18 protein-coding genes are annotated in these 18,660 nt (G+C 70.8%); 7 read left to right on the top strand and 11 right to left on the bottom strand.

The window, feature by feature from the left end; genetic code table 11:
- Positions 1-147: 147 nt before the first annotated feature.
- The 4 genes from A6A08_RS10200 to A6A08_RS10185 all read right to left on the bottom strand — a co-directional run bounded on the left by A6A08_RS10200 (position 148) and on the right by A6A08_RS10185 (position 4,119).
- Positions 148-1,158 carry a hemolysin family protein gene (locus tag A6A08_RS10200; RefSeq protein WP_073702319.1) on the bottom strand — a complete coding sequence of 337 codons (1,011 nt, stop codon included), beginning with the start codon at positions 1,156-1,158 and terminating at the stop codon, positions 148-150.
- Positions 1,155-2,534, bottom strand: a complete 1,380-nt coding sequence (locus A6A08_RS10195; RefSeq protein ID WP_073702318.1) for a hemolysin family protein — start codon at positions 2,532-2,534, stop codon at positions 1,155-1,157. Before A6A08_RS10195 ends, A6A08_RS10200 begins: the two co-directional genes overlap by 4 nt.
- Positions 2,535-2,763: 229 nt before the next feature.
- A complete protein-coding gene (locus A6A08_RS10190) occupies positions 2,764-3,324 on the bottom strand; it encodes a TrmH family RNA methyltransferase (RefSeq protein ID WP_073702317.1) in 561 nt (186 codons plus the stop codon).
- Between the two features lie 123 nt (positions 3,325-3,447).
- Complete coding sequence (locus A6A08_RS10185) at positions 3,448-4,119, bottom strand: class I SAM-dependent methyltransferase (protein WP_073702316.1); 672 nt, start codon at positions 4,117-4,119, stop codon at positions 3,448-3,450.
- Between the two features lie 141 nt (positions 4,120-4,260).
- Between A6A08_RS10185 and A6A08_RS10180 the strand changes: the two genes are divergently transcribed.
- Together A6A08_RS10180 and A6A08_RS10175 are read left to right on the top strand one after the other, a co-directional pair.
- Positions 4,261-4,767, top strand: a complete 507-nt coding sequence (locus A6A08_RS10180; RefSeq protein WP_073702315.1) for a dsRBD fold-containing protein — start codon at positions 4,261-4,263, stop codon at positions 4,765-4,767.
- 422 nt (positions 4,768-5,189) lie between these two features.
- Positions 5,190-6,458: an APC family permease gene (locus tag A6A08_RS10175; protein ID WP_073702314.1), complete on the top strand. Its 1,269-nt coding sequence runs from the start codon at positions 5,190-5,192 to the stop codon at positions 6,456-6,458.
- Between the two features lie 36 nt (positions 6,459-6,494).
- On the opposite strand, the gene A6A08_RS29120 is transcribed toward A6A08_RS10175, so the two are convergent.
- The 5 genes from A6A08_RS29120 to A6A08_RS10150 all read right to left on the bottom strand — a co-directional run bounded on the left by A6A08_RS29120 (position 6,495) and on the right by A6A08_RS10150 (position 11,192).
- Positions 6,495-7,256 carry an NUDIX hydrolase gene (locus A6A08_RS29120; RefSeq protein WP_073702313.1) on the bottom strand — a complete coding sequence of 254 codons (762 nt, stop codon included), beginning with the start codon at positions 7,254-7,256 and terminating at the stop codon, positions 6,495-6,497.
- Positions 7,253-7,987, bottom strand: coding sequence for an HAD family hydrolase (locus tag A6A08_RS10165; protein WP_073702312.1), 735 nt, complete (start codon positions 7,985-7,987; stop codon positions 7,253-7,255). The genes A6A08_RS29120 and A6A08_RS10165 overlap by 4 nt, the downstream gene beginning before the upstream one ends.
- A gap of 142 nt (positions 7,988-8,129) precedes the next feature.
- Positions 8,130-9,077 (bottom strand): VWA domain-containing protein, encoded by a 948-nt coding sequence (locus A6A08_RS10160; RefSeq protein WP_073702311.1) that lies wholly within the window; start codon positions 9,075-9,077, stop codon positions 8,130-8,132.
- 79 nt (positions 9,078-9,156) lie between these two features.
- Entirely contained in the window at positions 9,157-10,125 is a 969-nt protein-coding gene (locus A6A08_RS10155; protein ID WP_073702310.1) for a DUF58 domain-containing protein, read from the bottom strand.
- A 5-nt stretch (positions 10,126-10,130) separates the two neighbouring features.
- Positions 10,131-11,192, bottom strand: coding sequence for a MoxR family ATPase (locus A6A08_RS10150; RefSeq protein ID WP_073702309.1), 1,062 nt, complete (start codon positions 11,190-11,192; stop codon positions 10,131-10,133).
- A gap of 150 nt (positions 11,193-11,342) precedes the next feature.
- Between A6A08_RS10150 and A6A08_RS10145 the strand changes: the two genes are divergently transcribed.
- From A6A08_RS10145 to A6A08_RS10125, 5 genes are all read left to right on the top strand, one after another.
- On the top strand, positions 11,343-12,053 hold the full coding sequence (locus A6A08_RS10145; RefSeq protein WP_073702308.1) for a hypothetical protein: 711 nt from the start codon (positions 11,343-11,345) through the stop codon (positions 12,051-12,053).
- A gap of 367 nt (positions 12,054-12,420) precedes the next feature.
- Positions 12,421-13,188: a HipA family kinase gene (locus A6A08_RS10140; RefSeq protein WP_073702307.1), complete on the top strand. Its 768-nt coding sequence runs from the start codon at positions 12,421-12,423 to the stop codon at positions 13,186-13,188.
- Entirely contained in the window at positions 13,185-13,613 is a 429-nt protein-coding gene (locus A6A08_RS10135) for a DUF3037 domain-containing protein (RefSeq protein ID WP_073702306.1), read from the top strand. Before A6A08_RS10140 ends, A6A08_RS10135 begins: the two co-directional genes overlap by 4 nt.
- Before the next feature lie 147 nt (positions 13,614-13,760).
- Positions 13,761-15,038 carry a multidrug effflux MFS transporter gene (locus A6A08_RS10130; RefSeq protein WP_083609047.1) on the top strand — a complete coding sequence of 426 codons (1,278 nt, stop codon included), beginning with the start codon at positions 13,761-13,763 and terminating at the stop codon, positions 15,036-15,038.
- A 139-nt stretch (positions 15,039-15,177) separates the two neighbouring features.
- The gene (locus tag A6A08_RS10125; protein ID WP_073702304.1) at positions 15,178-17,103 is read left to right on the top strand and encodes an AMP-binding protein; all 1,926 of its coding nucleotides are present in this window, start codon (positions 15,178-15,180) and stop codon (positions 17,101-17,103) included.
- Between the two features lie 63 nt (positions 17,104-17,166).
- Here A6A08_RS10125 and A6A08_RS10120 read toward each other — a convergent pair whose 3' ends face one another.
- Both A6A08_RS10120 and A6A08_RS10115 read right to left on the bottom strand, forming a co-directional pair.
- A complete protein-coding gene (locus A6A08_RS10120) occupies positions 17,167-17,814 on the bottom strand; it encodes a response regulator transcription factor (RefSeq protein WP_073702303.1) in 648 nt (215 codons plus the stop codon).
- On the bottom strand, positions 17,766-18,660 hold an 895-nt coding region (locus tag A6A08_RS10115), incomplete at its 5' end, for a sensor histidine kinase (RefSeq protein ID WP_073702302.1). The genes A6A08_RS10120 and A6A08_RS10115, both read right to left, overlap by 49 nt.

Raw genomic sequence — 18,660 nt, 5'->3', positions numbered from 1 at the left:
CGCTGGGGGGAGGCCGGGGGAGGCGCCCCACGCGTAGCCGCCGCGCGCCGGAAGGCACGGCCCCGCGGCCCCGCCCTCCTACGAGGTGGGGCCGGGAAAGGGCGCACGCCCTTTCCCGGCCCCTCGTCCCACGGCCACGTGCAGGTCCTAGGCGGCCGTCTCCAGCAGCAGCAGGCGGTCCAGGATGTCCTGGAGGGTGACCAGGCCGATCACCTCTCCGTCCGCCTCCACCAGGGACAGGTGGCTGCGGCTCTCACGCATGATGCTCATCGCCGCGTACATCGGCGTCTGCGAGTGCAGGGTGAGCACCGGGCGCATCAGGTCGGCCGCCGTCGTGTCCCGTGCGCCGGTCAGCGCCTCGCGCACGTGCAGCACGCCCACCGGCTCGCCGCGGTCCACCACCACCAGGCGCAGGTGCGTGGACTCCCGCGAGACCCGCTTGATCTCCTCCACGCCGGCGTCGGGGGAGACCGAGGCGATCTCCTCGCGCCGGGTCACGATCTCGTCCAGCGGACGCGAGTTGACCTCCAGCGCGGTGGCCAGCTGGTCGCGCCGTTCGGCGTCCAGCGCCCCGGCCTTGGCCGAGTGCTCCACGAGTTCGCGTACGTCCTCGGGGCCGTGTCCGGCCGAGAGCTCGTCCACGGCGGTCACGCCGACGCGGTGCAGGCACCAGTTGGCCATGCCGTTCAGCATCAGCAGCAGCGGGCGGGTGAGCCACATGAAGGCCCGCATCGGCACGGCCAGCAGGGTCGCCGACCTCTCCGGGTGCGAGATCGCCCAGGACTTGGGCGCCATCTCGCCCACCACCAGGTGCAGGAACGTCACCAGGACCAGTGAGAGCACGAACGAGACCACCGAGGACACCGCGTGCGGCAGGCCCGTGAACAGGGGTTCCAGCAGGTGGTGGACGGCGGGTTTGGAGATCGCGCCCAGCGCCAGTGTGCACAGGGTGATGCCCAGCTGCGAGCCGGCCAGGAGCAGTGACAGGTCGCGTGCGCTGCGCAGGGCGGCCCGCGCCGACACGCTCGTCTCCGCGGCCTCCTCCAGCCGGTAGCGGCGGGCCGCCACCAGCGCGAACTCGATGGCCACGAAGAAGGCGCTCAGTACGATGATGGCCGCGGTCAGCGCCAGCGCCAGCCACACGTTCATGTCGCTCACGCGCGCACCTCCGTTTCGCTCTCGGCCGCCTCGCGCAGGCGCAGCTCCACCGTGTGCGGAACGTGCCTGTGCACGGTGTTGACGGTCAGGGTCAGCGCCATGTCGGGGTCTTCCTCGTGTGCGCTGGTCGGGCGGGGCAGGCGGATCCGGGCCTGGTCGCCGACCTCGGGCAGCCGGTGGAGCTCGTGGATGACCAGGCCGCCCACGGTCTCGTAGTCGCCCGGGGGCAGGTCGTGGTCGATGAGCCGTTCGACCTCGTCGATGTGCAGTGCGCCCGGGACCAGGTAGGAGCCCTCTCCCTCCAGGTAGGCGGGTGACTCCTCCTCCGGGGTGTGCTCGTCGGCGATCTCGCCGACCAGTTCCTCGGCCAGGTCCTCGGTCGTGACGACCCCGGCCAGTCCGCCGTACTCGTCCACGACGCAGGCGAACTCCTCGCCCGCCTCCCGCAGCCGGTCCAGCAGCACCGGCAGCGGCAGCGACGCGGGCACCATCACCGTCTCCCGGGCGACCTCGCTGACCTTGACGTCGGCCAGGTCGCGGTCGCCCAGGGCGAGTACGTCGCGCAGGCAGATCACGCCGACGATGTCGTCCACGCCGTCGCCCAGGACGGGGAAGCGCGAGTGGTCGGAGGCCATCAGCTCCACGACGCGGCTGACGGGGTCGCCCTCCTCCACGGTGGTCACCTCCGGGCGCGGGATCATCGCGTGCCCGGCGGTGCGGTCGTGGAAGTCCAGGGTGCGGTCCAGCAGCGCGGACAGCTCGGCGGGCAGGTCACCGCTCTCCCGGGACTCGGCGATGATGCTCTCCAGGTCGCGCGGTGTGGCCGCGTGCTGCACGTCCTCCACCGGCTCGATCCGCACCGCCTTGAGCAGCAGGATCGCGGCCTGGTCGAACAGCCAGATGACCGGGCCGAAGATCCTCAGGTAGATCCTGGTGGACAGCGCCAGCCAGCGCGCCACCGGTTCGGGCCGGGCGATGGCCAGGTTCTTGGGGAAGAGCTCGCCGAAGACCATCTGCACGATGGTGGAGAACAGCAGGGCGAGGACGGTTCCCACGGCCACGCCGGTCCCCGTGGGGACCCCGACGACGCCGAGGAGTTCGCCGACGCCCTGGCCGATCATGGGCTCGGCCACGTAGCCGACCAGCAGCCCGGTCACGGTGATGCCCAGCTGGGCGCCGGAGAGCATGAAGGAGGTGCGTCCGGTGATGTCCAGGGCCCGTTTGGCCCCGGTGTCACCGGCCGCGGCCCGCGCCCGCAGGCGTGAGCGGTCCACGGCCATGAAGCCGAATTCCTGGGCGACGAAGTATCCCGTCGCCACGGTGATCAGGAAGACCACCAGAGCCCCGAAGGCGATACTGAGGACGGTGCTCATCATCGGGCACGCACCGCCTGGGTCCGCTTCGCGGCATGGTTCCTACGAAGGTGCGCGCCCTTCGTAGAAGGGGGCTCGTCGTCTGGGTCACAGCATCCGGTGAGGATGCTGCCGGTACTTCGGGACGGGTCCACTGTTCCTCTCTCTGCGCTTGCGCGCGTTGACGGTGTGACGGAAGTGGCCTGCTGTGAAGATAAGGACGAAGGGCCGGGGGTGAAAGTTCCCCGGGCGCTCAGTGTCCGGCGGGGGCGTCGGCCTCGCCGCCGAAGGAGGCCCACTCGCGGCGGCGGGCCTCGGCGAGCGCGATCGCCGTGGCCACGGCCACGTTCAGCGATCCCACACGTCCGATCTGCGGAATGTAGGTGATGGCGTCCGCGCCCGCCAGGAGCGCGGGGGAGCAGCCGTGGTCCTCGGCGCCCACGGCCAGGCACACGTCGGGCTCCAGCGGGGCGGCGTGCAGCGGGACCGCGCCGTCGGCCAGTTCGACCGCCACCACCTTGTACCCGTCGCCGCGCGCGGCGGCCAGGGCCTCGGGGGTGGAGGAGAGCCGTGTGTGCTCCACCTTCGCGGCGGTGCCCAGGGCGGTCTTGCCGACCTTGGGGTCGCCGGGGTCGGCGCTGTTGCCCGTGAGCCAGAGGTGGTCGACGCCGAAGGTCGCGCAGGTGCGCAGGATCGATCCCAGGTTGAAGGGCTGGGTGACCGATTCGACGAGAAGGGCGAGGCGCCCCTCGGTGCGCCTGCGCCACTGGCGGTTCAGGCGTTTGACGTCCGTGGGACGCAACTGCGTGCTCAACTGCGGTGTGTTCCTCGACGGGTGCGCCCGGGCTGGTCCCGGTGGTCTGTTGTTCGCCACAGCGTACCGGTCACTGCGTGTGCGTGCACGCGGTGACCCCGGCACATCCAGGCAAAAGGTGTCTCAAGCCGCGGAACGCCGTACTGCCAGCACCCGGAAGCCCGCCCGGGAGGCCACGCGTTCGGTGGGCAGCCCCTGGGAGTCCAGCCACTTCTGCAGCGAGTCCGAGCCCAGGTGGCGCTGTACCACCAGGTGGGCCACGCCCTGGGGGGTGAGCCGTCCCAGCCAGGTGCGCAGCATCGTGTGCAGTATGTCCTTGCCCACCCGGATGGGCGGGTTGGACCAGATCGCGTCGAAGGGGCCGAGCAGGTCCTGGGCCGCGGGTGCCGCCGCGTCCTGCCCGCCCTCCTCCTTCGCCGCCGTGTCCGCTGCCGGGGCGCCCTCGGGCCCCACCACGGTGAAGCGCGCGTTGTCCAGGCCGTGTTCGGCGGCGTTGCGCCGGGCCAGGTCCACGGCGCGGGTGTTGACGTCCACGCCCAGTACCCGTGCTCGGGGGGCGCGTGAGGCCATCGTCAGGGCGATGGGGCCGTAGCCGCAGCCCAGGTCCAGCAGGTGTCCCCGGGCGGGAGGCGCGGGGACCGTCTCCAGCAGCACCCGTGTGCCGAGGTCGACCTTGTCGGGGGAGAACACGCCCCGGTCGGTGTGCAGCCGCAGGTGCAGGTCCGGCAGGACCAGGTCTGCGGTGGAGGGGCGGCTGGCGGCGCCCGGGTCGGAGTCGAAGTAGTGCTGGGCCACGCCGTGACGCTACCAGGACCCGGGCGGCGCACCGTACCGGGCAAAAACCTCGTATCCCCACATGAACGAAATCGCCAAGCTCCCGGTCGCGGGTACCGGGAGTGGTGAAGATGGAGGTATCCGACGTTTGTGGGGGAACCCATGCGAGCACAGGTAGGAGACCGGCTGGTGGTCGAGAGCCCGCGCGCCGACACCCACCGCAGGACGGGCGTGGTCACCGGAGTCCGGGGGCGCGGGGGATCGCCTCCGTACCAGGTGCACTGGTCCGACGCGGAGCAGGGGCACGACGCGCTGGTCTACCCGGGGCCGGACGCGCACGTGGAACACCCGCCCGGCGGTACGGGCGCGGACGCGGAGGGGGTCGATGCCATGCAGACGACGAAGCGCTGGAACGTCGACGTCGTCGTCGCCGAGGAGAGCGAGGGCGACAGCGCGCGGACCTGGGCCGAGGTGGGCCTGGTCGCCGACGACGGGACGGCGCTGAGGGGGCACGGGATGGCCCGCAAGCACCCCACGGACCTGGACGTGCCCGAGATCGGGGAGGAGCTCGCGGTCTCGCGTGCCCTGTCCGACCTCTCGCGCCAGCTCCGCCAGGTCGCCGCCGAGGACATCAACGACAACAGCGGCCTTCCGTGGCGGCCCACCTGAGGGCGGGGAGGCGCCGCCTGGTTCCGTGAGGGCCGCCCGTGTACTCGGGCCCGGACCGGTCGCCGGTCCGGGCCCTTGGCGTGGGTTGGGGGCGTTGGGGTGCGGGGCACCGCGCCGACACCGTGCGGACCGGAAGTGGTCACCTTCGCCATGAGCCGTTTGCGCCCGCCGGTCACCGGGATCGGGCACACTCGGAAGTCGGGTACGGCCACCGCCGGGAGGCGGCCAGGGGCCGTTCCGGCTCCACGGGGGCCGGAACGCCGCCGTGCCCGACCAGGCCGTGTCGGGGGGAGGGTGCGCCAGCCGGGCACACGAGGTCCGCCGCCACGGCCCGGGGTAGCGCCGCGCTTTCACCGGGAGTGCCCGGGGCAAGGCGCGTTACCGCCGGCGTGCGCGCCGGAGCACTCACGCAAGGAGATCCGTTGCCCACCTCTTCCGGACCCCAGGCCAGACCCGCCCGTGTCCTCGGCACGGTGGACGCCGTCGCCATCGGCGCGGGCGCGATGCTCGGCGCCGGAGTGTTCACCGTCTTCGCCCCGGCCGCGCTCGGCGCGGGCGCCTGGCTGCCCGTGGCCATCCTCATCGCGGGCACCGTCGCCTACTGCAACGCCGTCTCCTCGGCCAGGCTCGCCGCCCGCCATCCCGAGTCCGGCGGCGCCTACGTCTACGGGCGCGAGCGCCTGGGCGAGCTGTGGGGCTACCTGGCGGGCTGGTCCTTCGTCGTCGGCAAGGTCGCCTCCTGCGCCGCCATGGCGCTGACCTTCGCCGCCTACCTGCTGCCGGGCTGGGAGAAGCCCGTGGCGGCGGCCGCCGTGCTCGCGCTCACCGCGCTCAACTACCGCGGCGTCAGGCGCTCCACGCTGGTGGTCAAGGTCCTTCTCGTGCTGGTCCTCCTCGTCCTGGCCGCCGCGATCGTGGCGATGGTCCTCAGCGGGCGCCTGGCGGCCGTCGCCCAGGTGGAGGGCCTGGGGCCCTGGCCCGGTTCCTTCGGTGTGCTGGGCGCGGCGGGGATGGTCTTCTTCGCCTTCGCCGGGTACGCGCGGGTGGCCACCCTGGGCGGTGAGGTCCGCGACCCCGAGACCACCATCCCCCGTGCCATCACGTTGGCCCTGGGCGGCGTCCTCCTGCTGTACCTGGTCATCGGGACCGGTCTGCTGATCGTGCTGGGCCGTGAGCGCCTGTCCACCACCGACACCCCGATGGTCGACGCCGTCCAGGTCGCGGGTTTTGCCTGGCTGGCCCCGGTCGTGGTCGCCGGTGCCGCGGTGGCGAGCCTGGGCGCCCTGCTCTCCCTGGTCCTGGGGGTCTCCAGGACCACCGCAGCGATGGCCGCCGACGGGCACCTGCCCCGCTCCCTCGCGGCCGTGCACGAGCGGTTCGGGGTGCCGCACCGGGCCGAGCTGCTGGTCGCCGTGCTGGTGGTGGGTCTGGTGATGCTCACCGACCTGCGCGGGGCCATCGCCTTCTCCGCGTTCGGCGTCCTGGTGTACTACGCCATCACCAACGCCTCGGCGCTGCGGCTGGGGGCCGACGAGCCCCGGCCGCCGCTGGTGGTGCCCCTGACCGGGCTGGTGGGGTGCGTGGTGCTGGCGTGCAGTCTGCCGCTGCCCGCGGTCATCACCGGTATGGGGGTCCTGGCGTTGGGAGCCGGCCTGTGGTGGCTGCGTGAGCGGTTCGCCCTGCGCTTCTGAGGGGCCGCGGAAGGGCGCTCCCGGGCCCGAGGGGGTTCAGGGGCGTCTGTGCCGTGCCAGGTGGGCCAGGCCGCGCTGAGCGGTCGTGGACAGGCGCAGCCGGGACACCTCCTGGGCGGTGAACCAGCCGCAGTCGGCGGTCGAGCCGTTCTCCTCCAGCACCCTGGCCGGTCCCGGCCGGGGCACGAACACGTGGAAGAACACCCACACCGAGTAGATCTCGTGGCCGCCGGGCTGGTGCCGGTGGTGGCTGGAGACGGTGATCAGGTCGCCGACCTGGCCGTCCTGGCCGGTCTCCTCGGCCACCTCGCGCCGCAGCGCGGCGCGCACGTCCTCGCCCGCGTCCACGCCGCCGCCCGGCAGGTGCCAGGTCCCGGCGCCGGGGAAGCCCTCGGCGATGCGGCTCAGCAGCACGCGGTCGTCGGGGTCGTGGACGATCCCGTAGGAGGCGAGGCGGCGCAGCCGCAGGCGGTCCTCGGGCGGGGTCTCCCCGGCGGCCAGTTCGGCGGGGGAGGGCGGCAGGCCGCTTCCCGCCGCGGCCGAGGGCCAGGCCGCCCGGGTTCCGGGCTCGGTGAAGACCACGCGGTCGACGTGCAGGGGCGTGCCGTCGGGAGCCTCCACCAGTTCGGTGAGCACGTCCACGGCGTGCAGGGGTGTGTCCGGAGGCAGGCCGCCCAGGTCGCGGACCGCCTCCGCCGGGTCCTGTCCGAACAGCACGCGGGTGCCGAGCACCGTGGTCCCGGTGACCAGGTGCGCGGTGACGCGCCGCTGCGGTTCGCCGGCGGAGGGAGGGGTCACAGCGATCCCGCCGCGGGGACCGCGCTGGGCAGGCCGACCATGCGCAGCAGGTCGTCCAGGCTGGTGACGGTGCTCACGGACTCGAAGCGCTGCCGGCCCTGCCGGTCGATCATGACCGGGTGCATGCGCGCGGCCACGGCCCCCACGCCGTCGGCCTGGATCTGGTCGCCCACGTGCCAGCAGGCGGTGGGGTCCACGCCCAGGCGCTGGGCGGCCGTGTGGAAGATGCGCGGGTCGGGCTTGCCCGTTCCGGCGGTGTCGGCGCACACCACGGCGTGGAAGTAGGGGGTCAGCTCCAGTGCCTGCAGCTTGGCGTGCTGGAGGGACTCGATGCCGTTGGTGACCACGGCCAGGCGGTATCCGGCCGATGCCAGGGCGTTCAGCGCGGGGATCGTGTCGGGGAAGACCTGCCAGGCCGAGCGGTGCGCGTCCAGGTAGAGGCGGTAGAGGTCGTCGCAGTGCTGGTCGGCGATGTCGCCGTGTCCGGCCTGGACGGCCAGGGCGCGGATGCGTTCGCGACGCTGTTGTTCCAGGCTCAGGCGGCCGCGCAGGTAGGAGCCGAAGGAGATCTCGGTCTGTACGTCCCACAGACTGCGCGCGGCACCGAAGTCGGGGTGGCCGAGCCGCTCCATGACCGCGCGGAGCCCCGTGGACGACGCGGCGAGGTCGTCGATGAGGGTGTCGTCCAGGTCGAAGCAGATCGCCGTCGGTGCTGCGGGTGTGTTCGGCATCGTTCCTCAAGTGAATGGGCAGGACAAAACATGCCAACGCTAACCTGTGGACATGACAGAAAAGGTGTAAACCCCGCCTAAAGGGATGTGACCCAGCTCACTTAACGAGGGTATAGGGAGTGGTCCGGGACGTGTCCGGGGCTCACGGAAGCCGTTGGAACCACAGCAGTGACGTCACCGCCGTGGCCATCGACAGCACGATCGCCACCAGCACGAACCGTGTGACAATCTCCTCGTGCACCAGTTCGGTGCCCAGCGAGGAGCCGATGTTCTCGTAGACCTCGTCGAGCTCGGTCTCGCTCTCGGCCTCGTAGAAGTGGCCGTCGGTGTCCTGGGCCAGGCCGCGCAGCGCCTCCTTGTCGATGTCGGCGGGCACCTGGTAGCCGTCGATCTCGATCATCGCCGCGCCGGTGCCGAACGCGATCGCCGATACCGGCACCTCCTGCTCGGCCGCCGCCGACGCCGCCTGCGCGATGTCGCGCCCGCTGGTGTTCTCCCCGTCCGACAGGAGCACGATTGCCGAGGGCGGCGGGTCCTCCTCGGCCTCCTCGTCGAAGTTATGGATCGCCTCCAGCGAGGCGAACACACCCTCGCCGATCGCCGTTCCCGGGCCCAGCCGCAGGTTCTCGATCGACCCGATCACCGCCTGGTGGTCGTGGGTGGGCGAGGAGACCACCGTCGCCGTAGAGGAGAAGGCCACCAGCCCCACGTTGAACCGGTCCGGGAGCGTGTCCACGAACTCTTGCGCCGACTTCTTGGCCGCGTTCAGGCGGTCGGGGTCGATGTCGGTGGCCGCCATCGACAGCGACACGTCCACGGCCACCATGATCGTGGCCCGCTCGCGCGGCTGCTCCACCGGCATCGCGGGCAGCGCCATCGAGGTGATGAGCACTCCCAGGGTCAGCGTGAACAGCGCCGCAGGGACGTGCCTGCGCACGTCCGGGCGGTGCGGTGCCACCTGGTCCAGCAGCGACAGGTTGGTGAAGCGCACCGTGTACTCGCGCCGCCGGGTCTGCGCGAACACGTAGGCACCGATCAGCACGGCGATGAGGAGCAGCCACCACAGCCGCTGGGGCTCCAGGAAGGTCATCGCTCAGTCCCCCGTCGCATCAGGCTCTGTCCCGCGGGTCGGTTCCCGCCCTCGTTCGGTCCCATGGCGGCCCCCTCGCTCAGCCGGGCGTCGCCGGGGTGCGGCGGGCCATGTGGTGCGCGGTACGCCTCTGGTGGATGACGAACCGTGCCGTATCCAGTACCCAGTCCCGGTCCGTTCGTAGCAACAGGTGGTGCACCCCGCACCGGCGCAGCGCGTCGCGCACCGCCGTGCGCTGGTCAGCGGCCGCCCGGCGGTAGCGCTCGCGCACGGCCCGGGTCAGCCGTACGTCGCGCACCCTGCCCGTGCGGGGATCGCGCAGGGCCACGTCCCCCATCTCGGGCACGTCCAGCTCGCGCGGGTCGAGCACCTCCACCACCAGCACCTGGTGGCGTGTGGCCAGCTGCCGCAGAGGGCGCTCCCAGGCGACCTCGCCGCCGAAAGCGGGCGTGTCCAGGAAGTCGGAGATCACCACCCGCAGGCCGCGGCGGCGGCGGGTGCGCACCAGGTCCGACAGAGCGTCGGCCAGGGTGGACTGGTGCGGGGAGGGCGCGCGCTCGTCACCGGTCGGCGCCGCGGCCACCGTGGCCAGCAGCGCCAGCAGCGCCTCCTTGCCCGAGCGGGCGGGCCAGCGCCGGATCCTGCCCTGGTGCAGGAAGTGGGCGCCGAACCGGTCGCCCACACGCTGGGTGAGCAGGTTGGCCGCCACCATCGCGCCGACCGCCACCTCGTGCTTGGTGCGCAGGCCCGTGCCGAAGTCCATGCTCGGCGACATGTCCAGCAGGGTCCAGCTCTCCAGTTCGCGGTCGGCGACCAGGTCGCGCACGTGCGGCGTGGTGGTGCGGGCGGTGACCGACCAGTCCATGCGTCGTACGTCGTCCTCGCCCGGCTGGTACACGCGGGCCTCGGCGGCCTCCGAGCCCGGCCCCAGGCGCAGGCCCAGGTGCTCGCCGTGCAGCAGCCCCTCCAGGCGGTGCACGATGCGCAGGTCCAGGCGGCGCAGCGCGGCGCGCAGACGGGGGTCGGTGCCGATCGCGGGAGTGGTCATGGTCCTCACCTCGGGGAGGCGAAGGAGGCGGTCTCTCCACTGGGCGGTTCGTCCCAGATCACCCGCGGCGCGAGCACGGTCGACAGGATCCGGTCGACCACCTGCTCGGCGGTGACCCCGTCGGCCAGGGCGTCGAAGGTGAGCACCAGGCGGTGGGCGATGATGTCGTGGGCGAGCACCCGCACGTCGTCGGGCAGCACGTAGTCGCGCCCGCGCAGCAGCGCCAGGGCCCGCGCGGCCGAGACCAGGCCCAGGGTGGCGCGGGGGCTGGCCCCCATCTCCAGCACCTGGCGCAGGTCCGGCATCTGGTGGTTCTCCGGCTCCCGGGTGGCCATGACCAGCCGCACCACGTAGTCGGCGATGAGCTGGTGGACGTGCACGCGCTGGGCGTCGGCCTGCAGCTCGCCCAGGGTGACGGGGTCGAGCACCTGGTGCGCGGTGGGCGGGGTGCTAGACATCCGGCGCAGGATCTCCATCTCCTCGTGCGCGCGCGGGTGTCCGACGTTGACCTTCATCAGGAACCGGTCGCGCTGGGCCTCGGGCAGCGGGTAGACGCCCTCGGACTCGACCGGGTTCTGTGTGGCGATGACGATGAAGGGGGAGGGGAGGGGATAGGTGGTGCCGCCCAGGGACACCTGCCGTTCGGCCATGACCTCCAGCAGGGCCGACTGCACCTTGGCGGGGGCGCGGTTGATCTCGTCGGCGAGGACGAAGTTGGCGAAGACCGGGCCCAGCTCCACGTCGAACTTCTCGGTGGAGGGATGGTAGATGCGTGTCCCGATGATGTCGGAGGGCACCAGGTCCGGGGTGAACTGCACGCGGGTGAAGGAGCCGCCGGTGACCTGGGCCAGGGTGGAGACCGCCAGCGTCTTGGCGATGCCGGGCACGCCCTCGATCAGGCAGTGGCCGTTGGCGACCAAGGCGATGAGGGAGCGCTCCACCATGCGCTCCTGTCCCACGATGACCGTGGACACCTCGTGCAGTGCGGCGCGCAGCAGCCTGGTCGGCTCGCCCGGGCTGCTCTCGGGGCCCTGGGAGGGCGCGGAGCCGTTTCCGGTCTCTGCCATGTCCCGCCTTCCTAGCAGGGAGCCCCGACGCGGGGGCACCGGATAGGTTGTGGATCCTCACCTGTGGTGACACTACCCGCTCCGCGGGCACCAGTCCGGTACACAACGCGGCGAAGCGGACGGACGGGGCGGGCAGAGAGGGGAAAGGACATGGCGGTTCCCACGATGGGGCTGAACGAGGGCGACCCGCGCCAGCTGGGCGGCTACCGGCTGCTGGGACGGCTGGGCGACTCCTCCCTCGGCGTGGTCTACCTGGGCCGGGACGGCTCGGGGGACCAGGTGAGCGTGGCGGTCCTGGACTCGGGCGCCGCCGGCGACGGTACGGCGCGCGAGCGCTTCGCGGAGGCGGTGCGCGCCAGCCCCGACGTGGTGGCGGCCCGTACGCACGGGCGTTCGGCGCTGTGGGTGGCGGTGCCCCACGGGGGGTCCGCTTCGGCGCAGGACTTCCTGGAGGCGGCGGCGCGGTCGGGCCGGGTGGCCGCGCGGGGCCCGGTGGTGATGCCCCACTGGGCGGGTTCGCGCGGTGCGGCGTCGGTGCGGTGGGCGCCCTGGAGCGGGCGCCGGGACAGCGCGGTGGCCGCGGGGGAGGGCAACTGGTGGCTGATCGGCGGCCTGGGCCTGGTTCTGCTGCTGCTCCTGCTGCTGGTGTCGTTGCTGTACTGGTGGATGCTGCAGTTCTCCCCGCCGGAGATGCCGGGGTCCGCGCCGCCCTCGGAGGGGCAGGAGAGCCCGGGGGGCCAGCCGGGGGAGGGGTCCGCCCCGGCTGAGGAGGACGGGGAGGGGAGCCCGTCCACGCCGGTGATCCCGTCTCCGGGGGAGGGTGAGGGGGAGTGGGGCGACTCGCCCCAGGACAACCTCTAGAGCGTGTGAGAGGCCGTGAGAGGGCCCGGGCTTCGGACCCGGGCCCTCTCTGCTCGTCTACTAAAAATCTACGTCGTAAAGGTGGCAGTTCTTTTTTCCAAAAAGATTTGAATAATATAGAACATTGTGCGGCTACGCCGCCCGACCTATCAAACCTCTTCAGAGGCACGTCGGCGTGTCGTGTCCGTATCCGGTGGGTGCCTGGAACGTGTTCAGCGTCGTTTACCGGGCGCTTCAGGAAGGGGTGTGCCCGGCAACGCCGGGTCCGGTCGGAGCACCCGCCTGTGTTCGGCTCAGAGCTTCTCGCCGCGCGGGATCGCCCCGTGGGTGTGCGGGAGGCGGGGCGGGTCCGCACCGGATGGTGCCTATGCTGGTCCGCGTGCTGAGAAAGGTGATCGCGACGCGGTATGTACTGCCGCTGCGCGAAGGAGGTTCGCTCCCGGGGCTGGTCGAGGCCGACGACCTGGGGATGTACGTGGTCAAGTTTCTCGGAGCGGGCCAGGGGCGCAAGACGCTCGTGGCCGAGGTGGTCTCCGGTGAGCTGGGCCGGGCCCTGGGGCTGCCCGTTCCCGAACTGGTCCTGGTGGAGTTCGACGCGGTGATCGGCCGCAGTGAGCCCGACCCCGAGGTGCAGGAGCTGCTCAAGGCCAGCGGCGGGCTCAACCTGGGGATGGACTTCCTGCCGGGATCGCTCGGTTTCGACCCCCTGACCTTCGGGGTGGACCGGGACTTCGCCGGGCGGGTGCTGTGGTTCGACGCCCTGACCGGCAACGTGGACCGCTCCTGGCGCAACCCGAACATGCTCCTGTGGCACGGCAGGCCGTACCTGATCGACCATGGCGCGACGCTGATCTTCCATCACAACTGGGCCAACGCCGACAGGTTCGTCGGCCGCGCCTACGACGCCTCCGACCACGTGCTCTCGGGGTCCTCTCCGGACCTGGCCGCCGCGGACGCGGCGCTGGCGCCTTTGGTGGACGAGGGGATGCTGCGCCGTGTGGTGGATCTGGTACCTGATGAGTGGCTGGTGGACGAGCCCGGGTTCGACTCTCCCGATGAGGTTCGTGAGGCGTATGTGCGGTTCCTGCTGGCGCGGGTGGCCGACCGTTCCTGGTTGCCGGAGGTGACGGGGTGAGGCGTTACAGCGATGCGGTGACGACCGGCCGCGTGGGTGAGGAGCGCGATCGCGCGGTGTTCGAGTACGCGCTGTTGCGGGTGGTGCCGCGGTTGGAGCGCGGTGAGTGTGTGAACGCCGGGGTGATCGTGTACTGCCAGGAGCGCGGGTTCCTGGGGGCTCGTTCGGCGTTGGACGAGGGGCGGTTGCTGGCCGTGGATCCGGGGGTGGACGTGGCCGGTGTGCGGCGTGCGCTGGAGGCGGTCGAGGTGATGTGCCGTGGTGGTGCCGGTGCGGGTGCGGCCGGCCGTGAGCGGCCGGGGCAGCGGTTTCGGTGGTTGACCGCGCCGCGGAGCACGATCGTGCAGCCGGGGCCGATCCACGGTGGTCTGACGGAGGATCCGGAGGTCGAGGTCGTGCGGTTGCTGGACCGGCTCGTAAGGTAACGGTCCGGGTCGTAACGGATATCACAGGTATTGGGGGGCTTGGAGAGGAGGCGGTGCGCGGGGTCGGGATGTTGGTATGGAGTGGTTGGTCCCGCCGTCGGGAAGTCCTCCCTTTCGGTTTTTCCGCTTCTGCGAACTGGAGTGCCTGTGCAGTCCCCTGATTCCCCCTCCACGGCCCCTGAACGGGGGGTGGTCGAGTCGGCCCCGGTGCGGAGCCGACCCTGGACGCCTTCGCGTAGGTCGGTCGCTTTGCTGGTGATGGTGCTGGGCGTGCTGACGGCGACGGGGCCGTTGGCGACGGATATGTACCTCCCGGCCTTTCCCGAGATCACCCGGGATCTGGGGACGAGTGAGGCGCGGGTCCAGCTGACGCTGACGGCGATGATGCTGGGGCTGGCGGTGGGACAGCTGGTGATCGGGCCGATGAGCGATGCCTTCGGGCGGCGGGGTCCTCTGCTGGCGGGTGTGGCCGTGTTCACGCTGACGTCGGTGCTGTGTGTGTTCGTGCCGAACGTGACGCTGTTCATCGTGTTGCGGTTCGTGCAGGGTATGGCGGGTGCCGCGGGTGCGGTGATCGCGCGTGCGGTGGTGCGTGACCTGTTCGAGGGCGATGGCGCGGTGCGGTTCTTCTCGCGTCTGGCGCTGGTGATGATGTTGGCGCCGCTGTTGGCTCCGTTGGCGGGTGCGCAGTTGTTGCTGGTGGGCCCGTGGCAGGTGAGTTTTTGGGTGTTGGCGGTGATGGCGGCGCTGAGTTTTGTGTTGGTGCTGCTGTGGCTGCCGGAGAGTCTGCCGGTGGAGGATCGCCGTCGGCAGGGGCCGCGTGCGCTGATGTCGACGGTGGTGGGTCTGGTGCGTCAGCCGCGTTTTGTGGGTCCGGTGCTGACGTTGGGTTTGAGTTTCGGGATGCTGTTCACGTATGTGTCGGCGTTCTCGTTCGTGGCGCAGACGGAGTTCGGTGCTTCGCCGCAGTTGTATGCGGGGCTGTTCGCGGTGAATGCGTTGGGGATGATGACGGGGACGCAGGCGAACGGGTTGTTGGTCGGCCGGGTGGAGACGTTGCGGCGTCTGGGCCTGGGGTTGGCTGCGGCGCTGGTGTCGGTGGGTGTGCTGGTGGTGTTGGCGCTGGTCGGTGCGGCTGCTTTGTGGGTGGTCGTGGCGTTGTTGGCGTTCATGATGTTCAGTGTCGGGTTCATCATGCCGAATGCGACGGTGACGGCGTTGGACGGTCAGCCTGCCGCGGTGGCGGGGACGGCTTCGGCGCTGATGGGTGCGTTGCAGTTCTCGTTGGGCGGCGGTGTGGCGTCGTTGGCGGGGTTGACGGCGTCGGGTGAGCCGTCGTTGGTGAGTATGTCGGTGGTGATGGCCTCTGCCGCGGGGTTGGCGTTGGCGGCGTATGTGTGGTCTGTGCGTTCAAAGGTCGGATGACCCCAGGGGGTGTGGGGTTTGGTGGTTCGCTGTTCTCCGGGTTGCCGTGTGATGGGGAAATGGGCACAGTAGGTCGCAATTCCCCGATTGAGGTGGGCCTGGTGTGCCTGCCTTCCGATGTGGCAGAGGATGAGTGGGTATGGGCGAGCCGAGTGTCACTCCTGGGACGTGGGCTCGGGGTCTTTCCGGGCTGGGCGAGCTGGTCTATGGGATGGCGACCGAGGATGCGCGTGCCGAGGTGTTCTCGGTGCGGGGGGAGCGGAGCCGTTGGGAGCGTGTGACGGCTGGTGAGTTCGCCACGGAGGTGACGGCGGTCGCCAAGGGTCTGGTCGCGGCCGGTGTGGGTGAGGGCGACCGGGTGCTGGTGGTGTCGGGTTCGCACCAGGAGTGGGTGCGGTTGGCGTTCGCGGTGTGGTCGGTGCGGGCGGTGCTGGTGCCGTTGGCGAGGTCGGTGTCGGCGGAGCGGGTGACGCATGTGGTGCGTCAGACGCGTCCGGCGGCGGCGGTGGTTCAGGGTGACCGGTTGCTGCGTGTGGTGTCGGGGTTGCAGCGGGAGTTGCCGGATCTGGGCCGTGTGTGGCGGATGGAGGAGGGCCTGGCCGACGTGGTGCGGCTGGGTGCGTACATGGACGCGTCCTCGGTGCGGTTCCGGCGGGATGCGACGGTGGCCGAGGACGCGGCGGTGGTGCTGTATCCGTTGAGTACGGTCTCGCGGTCGACGCGGGGTGTGGTGCTGTCGCACGGGGCGTTGCTGTCGTCGGCGGCGGATCTGGTGGACCGGATGTGGCCGCGGATGTCGGAGCTGCCTGCGGGTAGGGCGAGTACTCTGCTGGATCTGCCGTTGTCGCAGATTCCGGGGTTGGCGTCGTTGGTGGCGTGCATGGTGGGTCGTGTGCGTGTGGGGTTGACGGGTGCGGCTGGTCTGTTGCCGCAGGCGGAGGCGTTCAAGCCGACGGTGCTGGTGTGCTCGGCGGGGTTGTTGGAGGGCATCTTCGAGCGTGAGCAGGGGAGTGCGCGTTCGACGGGGTGGGACTCTCTGGGGACGTTCAACTCTGCGGTGGACACGGCGGTGCAGTTCGACCGGGCGCCGAGGAAGGGTGCCTGGCGGCGGTTGTCGCGGTCGATGTATGACTGGCAGTTCGCGCGGGTGCGGGAGATGCTGGGTGGTCGGGTGCATCTGGCGGTGTGCTGGGGTGGTGGCCTGTCGGATCGGTTGGAGTCCTTCTACGGGGGTGTGGGGGTTCCGGTGGTGCAGGCGTTCGGTACGGCTGAGACCGCTGGTGTGTTCGTGTCCGGTGCTGTGGGGGATCGTGTGCCGGGGACGGTGGGGCGTGTTGTCGGGGAGCGTGAGTTGTGGGTCTCGCGTGAGGGTGAGGCCCATGTGCGTGGTGGTGGGGTGTTCTCGGGTTACTGGGGTGACGGGGAGGCTTCGCGTAGTGCGTTTCGTGAGGGGTGGTTGGCGACGGGGTTCGCGGTGGAGGTGGACGCGGACGGGTTCGTGAGGGTGGTGGGCCGGTTGCGGCCGCAGGCGGCGACGGTGGAGGTTCCGGGGCGGTTCGTGGTGCGTGGGCCTGTGCGGGGGTCTCGTGCGGTGGAGCCGTCGGGGGATGAGCTGACCGAGGTGTTGCCTGCTGTGGGTGAGCCGGTGGAGGAGCGCGGTGACGCTGAGCTGGTGGCGGAGTTCGAGGCGCGGTTGCGTGCGCATCCGTTGATCAGTCAGGTGTTGGTGATCGTGGAGGGGCGGCCGTTCGCGAGTGCGCTGGTGACGTTGGTGCGTGACCAGTTGGAGTACTGGCGGTTGGTGAACGGTCGGCCGTTGTCGATGGCGCCGGAGGAGATCGCGGGGGATCGTGATCTGCTGCGTGAGGTGCAGGGGTTGGTGTATGAGGCCAATCGGAGTGTGCCGCGGCATTTGGCGGTGCGGTCGTTCCATGTGTTGGCTGAGGAGTTCACGGTGCAGTCGGGATTGGTGCAGCCTTCGGGGGAGTTGCGGCGTGAGGCGGTGTTGCGGGCGTTCTCGGAGGAGATCGATGGTTTGTACCGGGTGCGTCGTGAGCCGTCGTAGGTAGGGCTTGGGGCGCTGGGGTGTTGTTTGTGGGGCGGGTCGTTTCGGCCCGCCCTTTGTGTGTCATTGGCCGTTGAGGTAGGCGAGGACGGCCAGGACGCGGCGGCTGTCGTCGGAGGAGGGGGGTAGGTCGAGTTTGGTGAAGATGTTGTTGATGTGTTTGCTGACGGCTTTTTCGGTGATGTAGAGGCGTCCGGCGATGGCGGAGTTGGAGCGGCCTTCGGCCATTTCGGCGAGGACTTCGCGTTCGCGGGGGGTGAGTTGGGCCAGGGGTCCGCTCTGGTCCTGGCGGGCCAGGAGTTGGGAGATGACGGCGGGGTCCATGGCGGTGCCGCCGTCGGCGACGCGGCGGACGGCTTCGATGAACTGGCCGATGTCGAAGACGCGGTCCTTGAGGAGGTAGCCGACGCCTCCGGTGTCGTCGGAGAGGAGTTCGCGGGCGTAGAGCTGTTCGACGTGTTGGGAGAGCACGAGGATGGGCAGCCCGGGGATCTGGGTGCGGGCGGCGATGGCGGCTTGGAGGCCTTCGTCGGTGAAGGTGGGGGGTAGGCGGACGTCGACGATGGCGACGTCGGGTTTGTGCTGGGTGAGGGCGGTGTGGAGGTCGGGTCCGTTGTCGAGGGCGGCGACGACGGTGAAGTCGTGTGCTTGGAGGAGTTGGGTCAGGCCTTCTCTGAGGAGGGCAAGGTCTTCGGCGAGGACAACGCGCACGGGATCTCCAGGGTCACGATGGTGGGGCCGCCCGGGGGGCTGGTGATGTTCATCGTGCCATCGAAGGCGTCCAGGCGCCTGCGGATGCCGGCGAGGCCGCTGCCGGGGGTGGGGTCGGCGCCGCCGGTGCCGTTGTCGGTGACGGTGATGACGAGGCGGTTCTGGCCGTGGTTGATGTGGACCCAGGCGTGGGTGGCGTGGGCGTGTTTGGCGGTGTTGGTGAGGAGTTCGGCGATGGCGAAGTAGGCGGCGGATTCGACGGGGTCGGCGGGGCGGCCGTGGAGGTCGATGGTGACGGTGATGGGGAGGTTGTGGGTGAGGGCGAGGGCGTGGACGGCGCCGTGGAGTCCGCGTTCGACGAGGACGGGGGGTTGGATGCCGCGGACGAGGTCGCGGAGTTCGGTGAGGGCGTGGCGGGTGGTTTCGCGGGCTTGGGTGAGCATGGTGCGGGCGGCTTGGGGGTCTTGTTCGACGATGTGTTCGGCCATGCCGAGGTTCATGCCCAGGGCGACGAGGCGGGCTTGGGCGCCGTCGTGGAGGTCGCGTTCGATGCGGCGGATTTCGGCGGCCTGGGTGTCGATGGTGTTGGCGCGGCTGGTGGCCAGGTGGGCGACGCGGGCGGTGAGTCGGGCTTTTTCGGAGGGGGAGAGGAGGAGTCGGTTGAAGCGTAGGTAGATGTCGGTGGTGAGGGGGAGGAGGAGGTAGCCCAGGGTGAGGGTGAGGGCGCTGGGGGCGAGGATGAGGAGTTGGTGGGGGGTGGTGGTGGGGGTGTCGACGCCGTAGTGGGTGGGGCCGAGGAGGTGGAGGGCGAAGAGGAGTTGGTAGGTGCGGTGGTGGAGGAGGGTG

Origin of the sequence: Nocardiopsis sp. TSRI0078 (genome assembly GCF_001905145.1) — a bacterium.
In the GTDB taxonomy this organism is placed as follows: Bacteria; Actinomycetota; Actinomycetes; order Streptosporangiales; family Streptosporangiaceae; genus Nocardiopsis.
The sequence above is the reverse complement of the archived record's forward strand: the minus strand, read 5'-3'. Positions and strand labels throughout refer to the sequence as shown.